The organism is Acetobacter oryzifermentans (assembly GCF_001628715.1).
GTDB classification, from domain to species: domain Bacteria; phylum Pseudomonadota; class Alphaproteobacteria; order Acetobacterales; family Acetobacteraceae; genus Acetobacter; species Acetobacter oryzifermentans.
The window spans coordinates 13,624-27,701 of the sequence record NZ_CP011120.1 but is presented as its reverse complement, the minus strand read 5'-3'; the positions used below and the strand labels follow the sequence as shown (position 1 = coordinate 27,701).

At 50.9% G+C, this 14,078-nt stretch carries 14 protein-coding genes and 1 tRNA gene; 6 read left to right on the top strand and 9 right to left on the bottom strand.

What is annotated here, in order from left to right:
- Positions 1 to 16 precede the first annotated feature (16 nt).
- From WG31_RS00140 to WG31_RS00120, 5 genes are all read left to right on the top strand, one after another.
- Positions 17 to 1,168: an NAD(P) transhydrogenase subunit alpha gene (locus WG31_RS00140; protein ID WP_063354806.1), complete on the top strand. Its 1,152-nt coding sequence runs from the start codon at positions 17 to 19 to the stop codon at positions 1,166 to 1,168.
- Positions 1,165 to 1,491, top strand: a complete 327-nt coding sequence (locus WG31_RS00135; RefSeq protein WP_063353253.1) for an NAD(P) transhydrogenase subunit alpha — start codon at positions 1,165 to 1,167, stop codon at positions 1,489 to 1,491. Before WG31_RS00140 ends, WG31_RS00135 begins: the two co-directional genes overlap by 4 nt.
- Complete coding sequence (locus tag WG31_RS00130) at positions 1,492 to 2,907, top strand: NAD(P)(+) transhydrogenase (Re/Si-specific) subunit beta (RefSeq protein ID WP_063353252.1); 1,416 nt, start codon at positions 1,492 to 1,494, stop codon at positions 2,905 to 2,907.
- 76 nt (positions 2,908 to 2,983) lie between these two features.
- Entirely contained in the window at positions 2,984 to 4,012 is a 1,029-nt protein-coding gene (gene adhP / locus WG31_RS00125) for an alcohol dehydrogenase AdhP (protein ID WP_063353251.1), read from the top strand.
- Between the two features lie 39 nt (positions 4,013 to 4,051).
- Complete coding sequence (locus tag WG31_RS00120; RefSeq protein WP_006116615.1) at positions 4,052 to 5,443, top strand: NAD-dependent succinate-semialdehyde dehydrogenase; 1,392 nt, start codon at positions 4,052 to 4,054, stop codon at positions 5,441 to 5,443.
- Positions 5,444 to 5,526: 83 nt separating this feature from the next.
- Here WG31_RS00120 and WG31_RS00115 read toward each other — a convergent pair whose 3' ends face one another.
- The 4 genes from WG31_RS00115 to xseA all read right to left on the bottom strand — a co-directional run bounded on the left by WG31_RS00115 (position 5,527) and on the right by xseA (position 8,769).
- The gene (locus WG31_RS00115) at positions 5,527 to 6,702 is read right to left on the bottom strand and encodes a phosphoserine transaminase (RefSeq protein WP_063353250.1); all 1,176 of its coding nucleotides are present in this window, start codon (positions 6,700 to 6,702) and stop codon (positions 5,527 to 5,529) included.
- 31 nt (positions 6,703 to 6,733) lie between these two features.
- Positions 6,734 to 6,820 (bottom strand) — tRNA-Leu (locus WG31_RS00110).
- Positions 6,821 to 6,874: 54 nt separating this feature from the next.
- Entirely contained in the window at positions 6,875 to 7,216 is a 342-nt protein-coding gene (locus tag WG31_RS00105; protein ID WP_006116613.1) for a hypothetical protein, read from the bottom strand.
- Between the two features lie 98 nt (positions 7,217 to 7,314).
- Positions 7,315 to 8,769, bottom strand: a complete 1,455-nt coding sequence (xseA, locus tag WG31_RS00100; protein WP_063353249.1) for an exodeoxyribonuclease VII large subunit — start codon at positions 8,767 to 8,769, stop codon at positions 7,315 to 7,317.
- A gap of 51 nt (positions 8,770 to 8,820) precedes the next feature.
- Here xseA and purD point away from each other — a divergent pair, with 51 nt between their 5' ends.
- On the top strand, positions 8,821 to 10,104 hold the full coding sequence (purD, locus tag WG31_RS00095) for a phosphoribosylamine--glycine ligase (protein ID WP_006116611.1): 1,284 nt from the start codon (positions 8,821 to 8,823) through the stop codon (positions 10,102 to 10,104).
- 50 nt (positions 10,105 to 10,154) lie between these two features.
- On the opposite strand, the gene rimI is transcribed toward purD, so the two are convergent.
- The 5 genes from rimI to WG31_RS00070 form a co-directional block, all read right to left on the bottom strand.
- Entirely contained in the window at positions 10,155 to 10,607 is a 453-nt protein-coding gene (gene rimI / locus WG31_RS00090) for a ribosomal protein S18-alanine N-acetyltransferase (RefSeq protein ID WP_193562040.1), read from the bottom strand.
- 2 nt (positions 10,608 to 10,609) lie between these two features.
- Positions 10,610 to 11,302 (bottom strand): tRNA (adenosine(37)-N6)-threonylcarbamoyltransferase complex dimerization subunit type 1 TsaB, encoded by a 693-nt coding sequence (gene tsaB / locus WG31_RS00085; protein ID WP_063353247.1) that lies wholly within the window; start codon positions 11,300 to 11,302, stop codon positions 10,610 to 10,612.
- Positions 11,299 to 11,928, bottom strand: a complete 630-nt coding sequence (locus tag WG31_RS00080) for a malonic semialdehyde reductase (RefSeq protein ID WP_063353246.1) — start codon at positions 11,926 to 11,928, stop codon at positions 11,299 to 11,301. The genes tsaB and WG31_RS00080 overlap by 4 nt, the downstream gene beginning before the upstream one ends.
- 68 nt (positions 11,929 to 11,996) lie before the next feature.
- Positions 11,997 to 12,557 carry a NifU family protein gene (locus WG31_RS00075; RefSeq protein ID WP_006116607.1) on the bottom strand — a complete coding sequence of 187 codons (561 nt, stop codon included), beginning with the start codon at positions 12,555 to 12,557 and terminating at the stop codon, positions 11,997 to 11,999.
- A gap of 234 nt (positions 12,558 to 12,791) precedes the next feature.
- Positions 12,792 to 14,024 carry a DUF2075 domain-containing protein gene (locus tag WG31_RS00070; protein WP_063353245.1) on the bottom strand — a complete coding sequence of 411 codons (1,233 nt, stop codon included), beginning with the start codon at positions 14,022 to 14,024 and terminating at the stop codon, positions 12,792 to 12,794.
- Positions 14,025 to 14,078: the final 54 nt, after the last annotated feature.

Sequence of the window (14,078 nt, the reverse complement as noted above, 5' to 3'; positions counted from 1 at the left end):
GAGTTTGGAACAGACCGTGACACTTAAAATTGCAATTCTGAAGGAAACGGCAACCGATGAAAGACGGGTTGCCATGATTCCCTCAGTCGCCCAGCGCATTGCCAAACTTGGAGCCTCACTGGTTCTGGAGCAAGGTGGAGGAGCCGCAGCAACCTATACGGATGCAGCATACACACAGGCTGGCGTTGCCACAGAAGCAGATCCGCAAAAACTTCTGGAAGACGCAGATATTGTGCTGGCTGTGCAGCCGCCCTGCGTGGAGACGATAAAAAAAATGAAAGCCGGCAGTTTGCTGGTGTCTTTCATTTACGCCAAAACCCAGCCTGATCTGGTAAAGGCTTTGCGCGATAGCAAGATCACCACATTTGCCATGGAGCTTATTCCACGCATCAGCCGGGCACAGGCTATGGATGCTCTTTCCAGCCAAGCCGCGTTAGCCGGATATTACGCTCCATTACTGGGCTGCGTGCATATGCAAAAAATCCTACCCATGATGACAACAGCCGTTGGCTCGCTCCGGGCGGCACGCGTGTTGGTTATGGGGTTGGGTGTGGCCGGGTTGCAGGCATTGGCAACAGCACATCGACTTGGCGCAGTTTGCGAAGGCTACGACGTGCGCCCCGAAACAAAAGAAGAAGCAGAATCTGTTGGTGCGCGCTTTGTCGATACCGGCGTGGATGCCCGCGGAGCTGGTGGGTATGCACGTGAACTGACACCCGAAGAAAAAACAAAAGTGCGTGCCGCACTCAGCCAACACATCGCACAGGCAGATTTAATTATCACCACAGCGGCTGTTCCCGGAAAACACGCCCCACGCCTGATTGACGCAGACCAGTTGGCCGCCATGAAGGAAGGATCTGTTGTAGTGGATATGGGCGCCCCTAATGGCGGCAATTGTGAAGGCACAAAAGCAGGAGAAATTACAAAAATTGGGCCCGTTACATTGGTTGGGCCAACAAACCTGCCATCCTGCCTGGCAGCACAGGCGAGTGAGCTTTATGCTAAGAATATCTACAACCTTTTAGAACAGGTTGTGCATGATGGTGTGCTGAAGCCTGATTTTACGGATGATGTCATTAAAGGCACTACTCTTACGCATGATGGTGCAATAACTAATGATGCCATCAAACAGTTTATCGAAAGCCCGCCAGTGGAGAAAGCATCATGATTACCGCAACATCCATGACCTTTATTATCGCTTTATACATTTTCATGCTGGCCGCCTTTACCGGCTATGTGGTGATCAGCCGTGTGCCATCCATCCTGCATACGCCCCTAATGTCCGGCTCCAACTTCATCCACGGCATTGTGGTTGTGGGTGCGTTGGATGCACTGTTTAACGCCACCAGCATTCCCGGACAGATTATTGGTTTTATTGGGGTTTTTCTAGGCGCAGGCAACGTGATGGGCGGCTATGTGGTAACAGACCGTATGCTTGCCATGTTCCGGCCCACCCAAAAAACAGCTCCACCCAAAAAGGAACAGCAATAAATGTTTATTGAATACATTGTGGGCCTAAGTGGCCTTATTGCTGCCGGCCTGTTTATTTACGGGCTGAAAGCCATGTCATCCCCCGTTACGGCTGTATCTGGTATTGTTACAGCCGGTTACGGTATGATCTTTGTTATTGCTGCAACTTTTTTAAATCTCTTCAACATAACAGAAGCCGCAAAACCGCATCTTCTGGTAAATGTGGTATTGGCTGTTCTGGCTCTGGTTTTGGGTTGCGCATGGGCTGGCTGGCGTGGCCGTACCGTACAAATGACAGCTATGCCGCAGATGGTTGCCATTTTTAATGGTATGGGCGGTGGTTCTGCTGCCTGTTTGGCGGCTGTAGAACTTTTAAGCGATGATCCAACATCTCCCTTGCACCTCAGCATTACCGTTTTGGGTGCGCTTATCGGGTGCATTTCGCTTACCGGTTCCATTATAGCATGGGCCAAGTTGGACGGGCGGATGAAAAAGCCTGTGCGCTTTACTGGACAGCGTGTTTTCAATGCTGGGGTGTTTCTTATTGCTTTGGTATTAGGTGCGCTCACAGTCATGCAGTATAGCACCCCAATGGGGGAGCTGCCGCGGGATCTATTCTTCCTGATGGCTCTGCTGTTTGGCGTGTGCATGACACTGCCAATTGGTGGTGCCGATATGCCGGTTGTGATTTCACTCTACAACGCCTTCACAGGGCTGGCCGTTGGGCTTGAAGGGTATGTGATGAACAACCCGGCCCTCATGATTGCTGGCATGGTTGTAGGGTCTGCTGGCACGCTGCTTACCGTGTTGATGGCAAAAGCCATGAACCGTTCACTCACCAACGTATTGTTCAGCAACTTTGGTGATAGCTCAAGCAGCGCCAAAGGGCCGCAGGGTGAAATGCAATCTGTTGATCCTTCAGATGCCGCCACCACCATGCGTTATGCCTCCAGCGTCATCATTATTCCCGGTTACGGACTGGCTGTTGCACAGGCACAACAGAAACTTTACGAATTTGTCAAAATTCTTGTTGCTGATGGTGTGGATGTTAAGTTTGCCATCCACCCTGTAGCAGGCCGTATGCCAGGGCATATGAACGTTCTTTTGGCTGAAGCCGGCGTGCCATATGACATGATTTATGACATGAATGACATAAATGATAGTTTTGCCACAACGGATGTTGCGCTGGTTATTGGTGCCAACGATGTGGTGAACCCGGAAGCCCTAACAGATAAATCCTCCCCCATTTATGGCATGCCTATTTTGAACGCTTACAAAGCACATCAGGTATTTGTCATTAAACGTGGCACGGGCGTTGGATATTCCGGCGTACAGAACCCGCTTTTCTTCCAGAAGAACTGCACAATGGTATTTGGAGATGCACAGGCTGTGCTTTCCAAAATGGTTGAAGCTGTCAAAAGTCTTGGCGGCTCCTAAACATGACACGGGCGAGGCTTCCCCCTCGCCCTTTTTTATTTCTCATGTCTGTTTGTAAAATATAAGGAAGCATATCATGTCCGGAAAAATGAAAGCCGCTGTAGTTCATGAATTTGGCAAACCATTAACCATTGAAGAGCTGGACATCCCGACCATTAAACCCACACAGATTTTGGTTAAGATGATAGCCTGCGGCGTGTGCCATACAGATTTGCATGCTGCCAGCGGAGACTGGCCAAAAAAACCACATCTGCCGTTTATTCCCGGTCATGAAGGCGTGGGAACTGTGGTACAAGTTGGCAGCGAAGTAGACTGGGTGAAGGAAGGCGATGTTGTAGGCGTGCCTTGGCTCTATTCTGCCTGCGGCCATTGCGAGCACTGTTTGGCAGGGTGGGAAACCCTTTGCCCGAAGCAGGAAGAAACGGGCTATTCCGTAAACGGTTGCTTTGCCGAATACGTGGTGGCTGATCCGAATTATATTGCCCATCTGCCCAAAGGCGTGGACCCCGTAAAAGTTGCCCCCGTACTATGCGCTGGCCTGACCGTTTATAAAGGCCTGAAGATGACAGATACGCGAGCAGGGAACTGGGTAGCCATTTCTGGCGTTGGGGGATTAGGCCAAATGGCCGTGCAATACGCCGTAGCAATGGGACTAAATGTTGTGGCGGTAGACATTGATGATGAAAAACTGGCAACCGCCAAAAAGCTTGGTGCCATGTACACTGTTAACGCCAGAAACACAGACCCAGCAACATTTATGCAGGAAAAGGTTGGTGGCGTGCACGGGGGATTGATTACCGCTGTTTCCACCAAAGCGTTTTCTCAGGCTATGGGGTATGTGCGAGCAGGGGGCACATTGGTGCTAAATGGCCTGCCACCGGGTGATTTCCCAATTTCTATCTTTGACATGGTCATGAATGCCATTACCATTCGCGGTTCCATAGTAGGCACACGGCTGGACATGATTGAAGCTCTTTCCTTCTTTGCAGAAGGGAAGGTAACATCTGTCACCACAACGGATCGGATTGACAACATCAACGCAATTTTTGATGCGCTCAAGAACGGTCGGGTGGAAGGCCGCGTGGTTCTGGACTTCCGCAACTGAGCAACTCCTAACCTCAGAAACAAAAGAAGGGTTATTCTGATGGCTTATGCAACAATCAATCCCTTCACCGAAGAGCAGGTGAAGACGTTCCCCACCACCACGGATGCGGAAATTGAAACAGCAATTGCCAAGGGTGATGCAGCTTTCCAGAAATGGAAAAACTTCTCCCATGCTGATCGTGCACGCATTCTGCAAAAAGCAGCCGATCTGCTGCGCGAAAATCTGGATGAGTATTCCAAGCTGCTGACCCTTGAAATGGGCAAGCGTTTTGCCGAAGCTCAGGCAGAAACGGAATTGTCCGCCGCTATTTTCGAATACTATGCCAAGAATGCTGAAAAGCTGCTGGAGCCACAGGATCTGCCCGTAGCAGACCCGCAGGAAGGCCGTGCCAAACTTGTGTACGAACCGCAGGGGATTATCGTTGCGATTGAACCGTGGAACTTCCCGTTCTATCAGGTTGCCCGCATTATCTCCCCTCAGCTTTCTGCTGGTAACACGGTTATCCTAAAGCACGCTTCCAATGTGCCGCAGTGTGCTGCCGCCATGGAAAAACTGATGCTGGATGCCGGGTTGCCAGAAGGTGGTTTTATCAACCTGTATCCATCCCATTCCCAGCTTGCCACGGTTATTCAGGACCCGCGCGTGCGTGGTGTTGCCCTAACAGGCTCTGAAGGCGCGGGCGCCAAAATTGCTGCTACAGCCGGTGGCGCACTTAAAAAGTGTATCATGGAACTTGGTGGCTCCGATGCGCTGATCGTGCTGAACGATGCAGACATTGAAAAAGCTGCCAAATGGGCTGTTTTTGGCCGCCACTGGAATGGCGGGCAGGTGTGCGTTAACGCCAAGCGCATGATTGTGGAAGACGGCGTTTACGACAAGTTTGTAGAACTGTACCGCAAAGGCGTAAGCGCCCTGCGTATGGGGGATCCGATGGACCCCAACACCACCATGCCGCCGCTTTCTTCCCGCGGTGCTGTAGAAGATCTGAAAAAGCAGGTTTCTGAAGCCGTAGCACACGGTGCAAAGGCAGAAGAAGTTCCGCTGGAAATGCCCAACAAAGGCTGCTTCTTCCGCCCTGTTATTCTAACAGATCTGGATGAAAGCAACCCGGCGCGCCGTTGGGAATTCTTTGGCCCAGTTACCATGCTGTTCCGCGCGAAAGACGCAGATCATGCTGTAGAAATCGCCAACGATTCTCCATACGGTCTGGGTGGTTCCATCTTCTCTCAGAACGAAGAAAAAGCTGCTGAACTCGCACGCAAAATGGACACCGGTATGGTGTACATCAATCACCCAACCATGGTGAAAGCTGATCTGCCGTTTGGTGGCGTGAAACGTTCTGGCTTTGGTCGTGAACTGATTGACCTTGGCCTGAAAGAATTCGTCAATACCAAGCTGATCGACATCGTGGACATTGACGCACCTTTCTAATAGGTGCGGCTTCATCCAACAAAAAAGGCGGAGGGAAAATTCCCTCCGCCTTTTTTAATGCTGTATAACGCTAAAAAATTTAATTACTGCGGCGCAACCTGAGTAAAAGCCCAATCCAACCAAGGCAATAATGCACGCACATCTGCGGCTTCTACCGTAGCACCACCCCAGATACGCAGGCCCACAGGGGCATCACGGTAACTGGCCAGATCAAACCCAATGCCTTCTTCTGCCAGAACGGCCAGCATTTTCTTGACTGTTTTAGTCTGTTCATCACGCTCAAGGGCCAAGAACCATGGGGCCACAATACGCAAACAGATTGCTGTGGAAGAACGTTCCTCAGGCTTCTGGGCCAGAAACTCTACCCAATCCGTTTTTTCCACCCACATGGTCACTTCAGCCAGATTGGCTTGGCTGCGTGCTTTCAGCCCTTCCAGGCCACCAGCACCTTCTGCCCATTTCAGGCTATCCAACGCATCTTCTACACACAGCATAGAAGGCGTGTTGATGGTATCCCCCCGAAAGATGCCTTCAATCAGACCATTCTTATTGGTCATACGGAAAACTTTTGGCAGTGGGCGCGGAGCCTGAAAACTTTCCAACCGCTGCACAGCTTTGGGGGAAAGGGCAATCATGCCATGTGCGGCTTCACCCCCCAAAGCTTTCTGCCAAGACCATGTAACCACATCCAAGCGATCCCACGGCAGATCCATTGCAAACGCAGCAGATGTCGCATCACAGATCACCAGCCCACCATGTTGCGCCGGAATGACATCTGCTGAAGGAATGCGCACACCAGAGGTGGTGCCATTCCATGCCAGCACCACATCGTGGTTCCAATCAACCTGCGCCATATCTGGCAGGCTGCCGTATTCGGCTTTCAAAACTCGTGTATTTTCGAGCTTAAGCTGGGTGACAATATCCTGCGCCCATAGTGCAGAAAAACTTTCAAACGCCAACACATCTACTGGGCGTTCCCCCAACATGGACCACAAGGCCATTTCCACAGCGCCAGTATCAGAAGCTGGCACGATTCCTACGCGCCACCCTTCAGGCACTCCCAAAATGGCGCTGGAGCGATCAATAACTTCTTTCAGCCGTGCACGCCCTTCCGCAGAGCGATGCGAACGCCCAACCAACGCATTTGCCAGCGCCGATACATTCCAACCCGGCCGCTTTGCGCAAGGGCCAGAAGAAAAGCATGGATTAAGGGGACGGCTGGCCGGACGAGGAAGAACGGATAAGGAAGCGGCTGTCATAACCTTGGCCAGAATAGGGGGAGAAGAAATCTGGTGCGAGAGAGGGGACTCGAACCCCTAAGCCCTTTCGGGCGGTCGATTTTGAGTCGACTACGTCTACCAATTCCGTCACTCTCGCAGCGTGGCCCTTTTCCTACCAGCAAATTGCCGCTGGGAAAAGAGCATGCATGCATTATCGGCACACTCTTTTTGTACCATCAGAGGCAATATAGGTGCCTGTCTGGGTATCAAAGCATGCATTTTGCACGCAAGAATTGCCAGAAGAAAGGGGCTGCGGATAATTTTGCACACCCATCGCCATATTTTCACGCGCAGCTGTTCCACACAATGGTGTGTTCAGCGGTGCGGAAGGGTCATTCGTCAAATGGCTATCATTGGTAGCTGATGGCTCGGTTGTCAGACCCGGAGCGAAGCTTTGTGGTGGAATACGATGCCCCTGCTGAGGCGCACACCCTGCCAGCAGCCCTCCTGCCAGACACAGGCTGGCAACACCAACAGAAAAACGGATGGACATGCGCTTTATTCTTTCCTGACGGCGCGGGCCCCTCCGCCCGCGTGGTTTATATTTGGCAGATCATAAACCCGATTGGCAGTACATCTCAACTCGGTGTGTTACAGCTCCAGTACACCTTGCTTGGGGCGGTGTGTGCCATCACCAATAACAGCCGGACGCGCGCCATCACCAAATGTTAGTTCTACACGCTCACCATCACTGAGTTGTTCAGCACTGGTCACTGGCCGCCCCTCTGCGGTAACAAGCGCGTACCCACGGGCCAATACCGCACGGGGGGAAATAGCTTCTAACTGCCCGGCAATACCAGCAAGAGCTGTGCGTCTTTCCCGCACCAATGCTTGCAATGGGGCAGGGGATATCCGTAAGCGACCCAACCGGGCATCCTGCCTTTGGAATGTATGCGCCATGCTGGCCTGCAACATGTTTGCCAGTACGGCCAAGCGTGTGCGCCGCCCTGCCAATAAGGTTTCAACCGCAGGCATATGACGTTCAACCGCAACCAGATCCGCCTTACGCCGCTGCACCAAAGCGGGCAAGGCAACATCCAACCGCCGCCCTCTGTCATCCAACTGCATACGCGCTGTCTGCAACAGGCTTGGCAGGTCCGGCATGGCGGAAGATGCACGATCCAACCTTAAGCGGGCCGTTTGCAGCAAACGGGAAAGCGCGCCCACTGCCCTTGCATTTCGGTGCTCAATATCCGCCAAAAGTTCCGTGCGCACTGGCACGGCCATTTCTGCGGCAGCTGTGGGTGTTGGCGCACGCCTGTCTGATGCAAAATCAATCAGGGTTGTATCTGTTTCATGTCCTACAGCAGAAATCAGCGGAATTGAGCATGCAGCCGTCGCACGCACCACAGCTTCATCATTAAAAGCCATCAGATCTTCTAATGATCCGCCACCGCGCGCCACAATCAACACATCTGGCCGTGGCACGGCGCCCAGCCCGTCAAGCTGCGAAAATCCATCAATAGCCGCAGCAATGCGGGCTGCTGCCCCTTCTCCCTGTACGGGCACGGGCCAGACAATCACAGGTCGGGGGAAGCGCCTTTGCAGAGTTGTACAGATATCATGCAGCACAGCACCTTGAGGTGATGTTACCACCCCGATCACACGCGGCAAAAGCGGAATGTCTTTTTTGCGGGCTGTATCAAACAGCCCTTCTTCCGCCAGCTTTAAGCGCAAGCGTTCAATACGGGCCAGCAAAGCGCCTTCGCCCGCATATTCCATCCGCTCTACAACAAGCTGGTAACTGGAGCGCTCACCATAAGCAGAAATCTTGCCGGTGGCGATAATCTCCACCCCGTTTTCTGGCACCAGACCAAGACGGGAAACCGAACCACGCCACACCACACCGGAAATCTTGCCCCGTTCATCCTTGAGCGAAAAATACACATGCCCGGAGGGGTAGCGTTTAAGTTCCGTAATCTCACCACGCACACGTACACGGCTGAACGTGCCCTCCAGCGTACGCCGGATAGCCCCCGAAATTTCTGAAACGGTAAATTCCGGCACATTGTTACTGGCCGATGGAATGTCAAACTGTTCGGTCATGCGGCTAACCTATGCTACAGACGCTCGCCCTGAAAAGAGCAGAACATCAAGATGCAGGAGAAAACAATGCGGGTACTTCTGGTTGGATCTGGCGGCAGGGAGCATGCGCTGGCCGCAACACTTGCCCGTTCTCCGGAACTTTCAGCCCTGTTTATCGCACCCGGCAACCCCGGCACAGCAGAACTTGGTATAAACGTGCCCATTGGTGCGCAGGATGTTCCTGCACTTGTGCAGTTTGCTCTGGAACAAAAAGTCGATCTGGTTATTCCCGGCCCGGAAGCTCCGTTGGTAGCTGGTTTGGCAGATGCCTGTGCCCGCGCCAAGCTGGCCTGCGCTGGCCCCACACAGGCCGCCGCCCGGCTTGAGGGCAGCAAAAGCTTTACCAAGGAAATCTGCTATGCCGCCAATATTCCCACAGCACAGGCGGAACGGTTTACGGACGTAAACGCTGCTTTAACATACGTGCGTGAAAAAGGCGCACCCATTGTTATCAAGGCCGATGGTCTGGCCGCCGGAAAAGGCGTTGTGGTGGCCACCACACTGGCCGAAGCCGAAAGCGCTGTGCAGGACATGATGGCCGGTGGCTCACTTGGGGATGCAGGCCGCTGCGTGGTGATTGAAGATTGCCTGATTGGTGAGGAAGTCTCGCTTTTTGCGTTCTGTGCGGGAGAAACAGCCACGCTGATTGGCGCTGCCCAAGACCACAAACGCATTGGAGATGGAGATACAGGCCCCAATACCGGTGGAATGGGAGCGGTTTCTCCTCCAAAAAGCTTTGGTCGGGCAGAACAGGAAGCTGCGCTCGATGTGATGGTACGCCCTATGCTGAAAGAAATGGTGCGCCGTGGCACACCTTTCCGGGGCGTTATTTTTGCGGGACTGATGCTAACAGAAAGTGGCCCTCAATTAATCGAATACAACGTTAGATTTGGTGATCCGGAAGCCGAAGCTCTGCTGCCTCGGCTAACGTCTGATCTTCTTCCTGCCCTAAAGGCTCTTGCTGAAGATAAGCTGGATACAGCCCCTGTCACATTTTCCGATCAAGCATCTGTTTGCGTTGTAATGGCAGCCCGTGGCTACCCCGGCACGCCAGAAAAGGGTGCCGTGATTTCCGGTATCGAAGACGCCAACAAACTACCTGATGTGCAGGTGTTTCAAGCGGGCACCAAGCTGAATGCTGCGGGAGAACTTGTTGTAGCCGGAGGGCGCGTGCTGGTTGTTTGCGCGTTGGGCAATACCGTGAAACAGGCGCAAGAACGCGCTTACGAAGGCGTTAAAACCATTTCGTGGGATGGAGCAATATGGCGCACAGATATCGGTAACCGCGCCCTTTAAGCCGCTTCTAAAATAACAGCCCTTGGTTATGCAGAGTTACTTCTGTTTGGCTAAGGGCTTACTGCTTGGCAGGATCGACCCAAAACCAAGGCATCCGATCCATCTTCATAATATTTTTTACGTAAACCCAGTTTTTCAAAGCCCTGTTTTTCATACAGGGCTCTGGCGGATTGATTGTTTACAGACACTTCCAAAAACAGGTTTTGCATCCCATTATGCTGCCCAACCTGTATGCACCATGCCAGCAAACGTTGCGCCAAACCGCGCTTTCTATTTTCTGGCAGAATGCAGATGGTTAAAACCTCTGCTTCATCCACCACGCTTCGCAACATTATAAAGCCCGCTGGTTGATCTTTCACCATAACCAGACCTGCCTGCACACCCGGAGATGACAGCAAAGCCGTTATGGCTGCTTCATCCCACTGTGCGCCTGCACCAAAGCACTGGGTATGTATATTAGCCAGCAAAGGTGCGTAAACAACGCTGGCTTCCTGCACATGCACAGTCAAACTGGTTTGGCTCTTAATCCATCCGCCGGGAGCTTGGCTTCTGGCGGATCTACGTACAGTGGAACAGGATCTAGCAAAGGCAGCTTACCCATTTGGCGCTTTAACGCTGCACTTGCAATTTGCTCTGGTGTTGGTGTGTGTAATGGAGAGTAAACAGCATGTGAAAAAGAAAGAGCCTCACAGGCATCCCCCGCCACCAACCAGCTTCCTTCTGGCGGATGCCAATTGGCTATCATGACGGCACGGACTTGCTGAGCATCCTCTACAAACACTCGGCCACGACGCGCTGGCGTTATCACCATCCACCCTTTTAACTCTGGATACCTCTGCAATTCTGCATCCAGTGCAGGTGTCAGTGCTTCTGCTCGTGTTACGCCCACCACTGGGCAGCCTGCGCCCAGTGCAAACCCAGCGGCTACAGCACAAGATGCCCGCAACCCTGTAAAAGATCCCGGCCCCACAACCACGGCCACAAGGTCTGGCTGTACGCCGGTTTCAGCGCCCCATCCTGCTTGTTGTAAAACCTTATCGGCAAGAAGATTAATGCTTTCTGCTGCCTGCTTGCCAGCAACAACCTCGGCATGCAGCACCAAAAGCTTATCCCTCTCAACCTGAACACATGCAGCCATTCCACAAGCCGACTCTCCTGCCGGGCTACCATCCAGAACCAGAATACGCTGTACCATCATGAAACCACGCAGCAGGCTTCTTCAAACGCCAAACGAGGCGCACGTGGTGGCTGGTTTTCAAAATCTCCATATCCCAGACACAGCAGAAAATTTGCGCGCCACCCTTGTTCGGCCAGAAAAGCATCTTCCACCAACGCTTGGTCAAACCCAGAAATAGGCAAAGCGTCCACCCCAAGGGCACGCGCTGCCATAATCATATAAGCCCCCTGGAGCGTGCCGTTACGAAAAGCAGTTTCTTCTGCCAACCCAACGTCTGATGCAAACCATGAACGCAGGTTTTCCTGCGGACACAAACGCGGCAACTGTTCAAAAAACAATGGGTCATGCGCGACAATGGCAATAACAGGCGCCCCCATAACCCGATTAACGTTGCCCGCAGACAAAGCTGGGCGCAGTTTCTCACGCCCATCTGAACCGGTAATAAAAACAAACCGGGCAGGGCTACAATTGCCGGATGTTGGGCCAAATTTTGTGAGATCATAAAGCTGGCGCAGCACATCTTCTTCAACTGTGCGGGTTGTCCAGCGGAGGGGCGTACGCGCCTTTCTGAAAAGGAGATCCAGCCCGTTTTCATCCAGCATATGTATCTTGCCCTGTCTTGCATCTATCATTGAAAGGGCAGGCATAAAAAACACCTGCCTGCTTTACTATGCCACGCTTTGAAGCGCGACAAAAGCAGACAGGTGCAGTGTGCTTAATCTACCTGTTCAACAGAAACCACTTCTGGCACGTAATGGCGTAGCATGTTTTCTACACCATGCTTGAGTGTTGCGCGGGAAGATGGACACCCCGAACAAGCCCCCTGCATGGTCAGCCGTACAATGCCATTGCGATAACCACGGAAAACAATATCTCCGCCATCACCTGCCACGGCTGGGCGTACGCGTGTGTCTAGCAGTTCCTTAATTTGGGTTACAATTTCTTCGTCTTCCGGCGCGGTTGCATCTTCTGTAACCGCCACGCCTTCTGCCACCACAGGATGCCCTGCCACAAAATGATCCATCAGAGTGGACAGAATTTGCGGGCGCAGTTCTTCCCAATCTTCGGAATCTGCTTTTGTTACAGACACAAAGTCATTCCCTAAAAACACACGGGAAACACCCGGAAGGGCAAACAAAGCCTCAGCCAAAGGAGAACGACCGGCTACGGCATCAGCATCAATAAAATCAATAGTGCCAGCATCGCCCATAACAGCCTGCCCCGGCAGAAATTTGAGCGTAGCAGGATTAGGTGTGCCTTCGGTTTCTATGAACATGACCAGTTGAGCCTGAGTAATGAGGAAAGAGAACTTGTTACCTTTCAGTTGGCATTAGAATGCGTACGAAACAAGTCCTGTATCCAAAGAAAAACAGCTCTTTTGAGGTTAATTTTCTTTGAATAATCAACTTTCCTTAATTTTACATGACAGAATGTTTCCCTTGCCGTTCGGCAAATCTGCCATGCAGTTATGAAGTGAGAAGCTCTCGGCCTTCCAGCATTAAGGAAGGGCTTAGCTGCGCAATGATTGCTCTTGCAGCAATTTTTCCCTCAAAGCTGAATCATGCGCGTAAATATAGAGCCCCTTTACGGATCTTGTCATAAGCACATTGATAGCGTTGAGCATGATTTGCTCTTTAACCTGTTCTGGTTGAGCCAAGGCATCTTTGCCCGCAAATGCTGCACCATCTTCATACCGCGCCGGGTCTAGGCGCAAGCAATCTGCTTGTGCATCATACGTAACGGAAGGGCCCAGAATAAGGCCCACATAGTTCAGATCAAACCCCTGCACTGTATAAACAGATCCAACCTCATTGATGGTATCTGGCCGTTCTGCCCAAGGCAATTTTTCGTCTGGTTTTGAGAGATCCCACCGTAAATGAAAACGCCCTTCATCAATAAAGTGCTCTTTTCCATCCAACCTGTATGGGTAATCATAAGTTGCCACAATGCGTGACAATCCATACTGGTTGTTTTTCTGCTTGATCAACTCGTACATTTCTTGAGCATCTTCAAAGCATCTGAAATCAAAATTCTGCTTTTTTGGGAAAGATGTCACTTTTTTTGAACAGAAATTTTTTATCCACTCCAGAACATCCGCGTTTGCATGCATTCGAAATTGATCTGTCAGATAGAATGCCCTTGCCGGGAAATCTTCTAGTATTTTTGAAAGCGTTTTTTTATTCCAATAACTTTTAAACTTTAAAACCTGTTTTTCATCAAACACAAGGATAACAATACGAGCAAGTTTTATAATCTCTTCCAAATGATTGTTTTGGTTAAATCTATTGTATTTATCAGAACGTGTTAAAAGAAGATGTGCTTCATCAATCAGAACAACATCCGCCCTTTTTCCTAATTTATTCATTTTATTTATAAATGTTGTTGGGCGTTCAAAATCCTTTTTCCTGATATATGGGAAATCTTCTGAAATATTCGTATATAGCTTCATCATTTCAGGATGATTCACAATAAGATAATTTTCTTTACCCGAAAAACAGCCTCCCAGATGATCATTCCTGGACATATGCTGCAAATCATTAAAAATAGAATTTATCACAAGACTTTTTCCCGTTCCTGCATTACCTTCTATAACAAAAATAGCGTGTTCATCTTTTTGATGATCTTTGCAAAACTCAAGAATATCTTTCTTCAGCAACTCCTGCGCAGGAGATAATTTTTGAAATGAAGAAAGTTTGTTTTTTGCATTATTATTTTCAATATTTTCATTCTGAAAATCAGACATACCGCTTTCCTATATCCCATAAAAAAAGCCTTTCTTGAAACAAGAAAGGCTTTT

Excerpts from the sequence above, each read along its gene's own strand:
- purD (WP_006116611.1), top strand. The coding sequence starts at position 8,821 with ATGCAGGAGAAAACAATGCGGGTACTTCTGGTTGGATCTGGCGGCAGG.
- adhP (WP_063353251.1), top strand. The coding sequence starts at position 2,984 with ATGTCCGGAAAAATGAAAGCCGCTGTAGTTCATGAATTTGGCAAACCA.
- xseA (WP_063353249.1), bottom strand. The coding sequence starts at position 8,769 with ATGACCGAACAGTTTGACATTCCATCGGCCAGTAACAATGTGCCGGAA.
- WG31_RS00135 (WP_063353253.1), top strand. The coding sequence starts at position 1,165 with ATGATTACCGCAACATCCATGACCTTTATTATCGCTTTATACATTTTC.
- WG31_RS00075 (WP_006116607.1), bottom strand. The coding sequence starts at position 12,557 with ATGTTCATAGAAACCGAAGGCACACCTAATCCTGCTACGCTCAAATTT.
- WG31_RS00120 (WP_006116615.1), top strand. The coding sequence starts at position 4,052 with ATGGCTTATGCAACAATCAATCCCTTCACCGAAGAGCAGGTGAAGACG.
- WG31_RS00105 (WP_006116613.1), bottom strand. The coding sequence starts at position 7,216 with ATGTCCATCCGTTTTTCTGTTGGTGTTGCCAGCCTGTGTCTGGCAGGA.
- tsaB (WP_063353247.1), bottom strand. The coding sequence starts at position 11,302 with ATGATGGTACAGCGTATTCTGGTTCTGGATGGTAGCCCGGCAGGAGAG.
- WG31_RS00130 (WP_063353252.1), top strand. The coding sequence starts at position 1,492 with ATGTTTATTGAATACATTGTGGGCCTAAGTGGCCTTATTGCTGCCGGC.
- WG31_RS00070 (WP_063353245.1), bottom strand. The coding sequence starts at position 14,024 with ATGTCTGATTTTCAGAATGAAAATATTGAAAATAATAATGCAAAAAAC.
- WG31_RS00080 (WP_063353246.1), bottom strand. The coding sequence starts at position 11,928 with ATGCCTGCCCTTTCAATGATAGATGCAAGACAGGGCAAGATACATATG.
- WG31_RS00115 (WP_063353250.1), bottom strand. The coding sequence starts at position 6,702 with ATGACAGCCGCTTCCTTATCCGTTCTTCCTCGTCCGGCCAGCCGTCCC.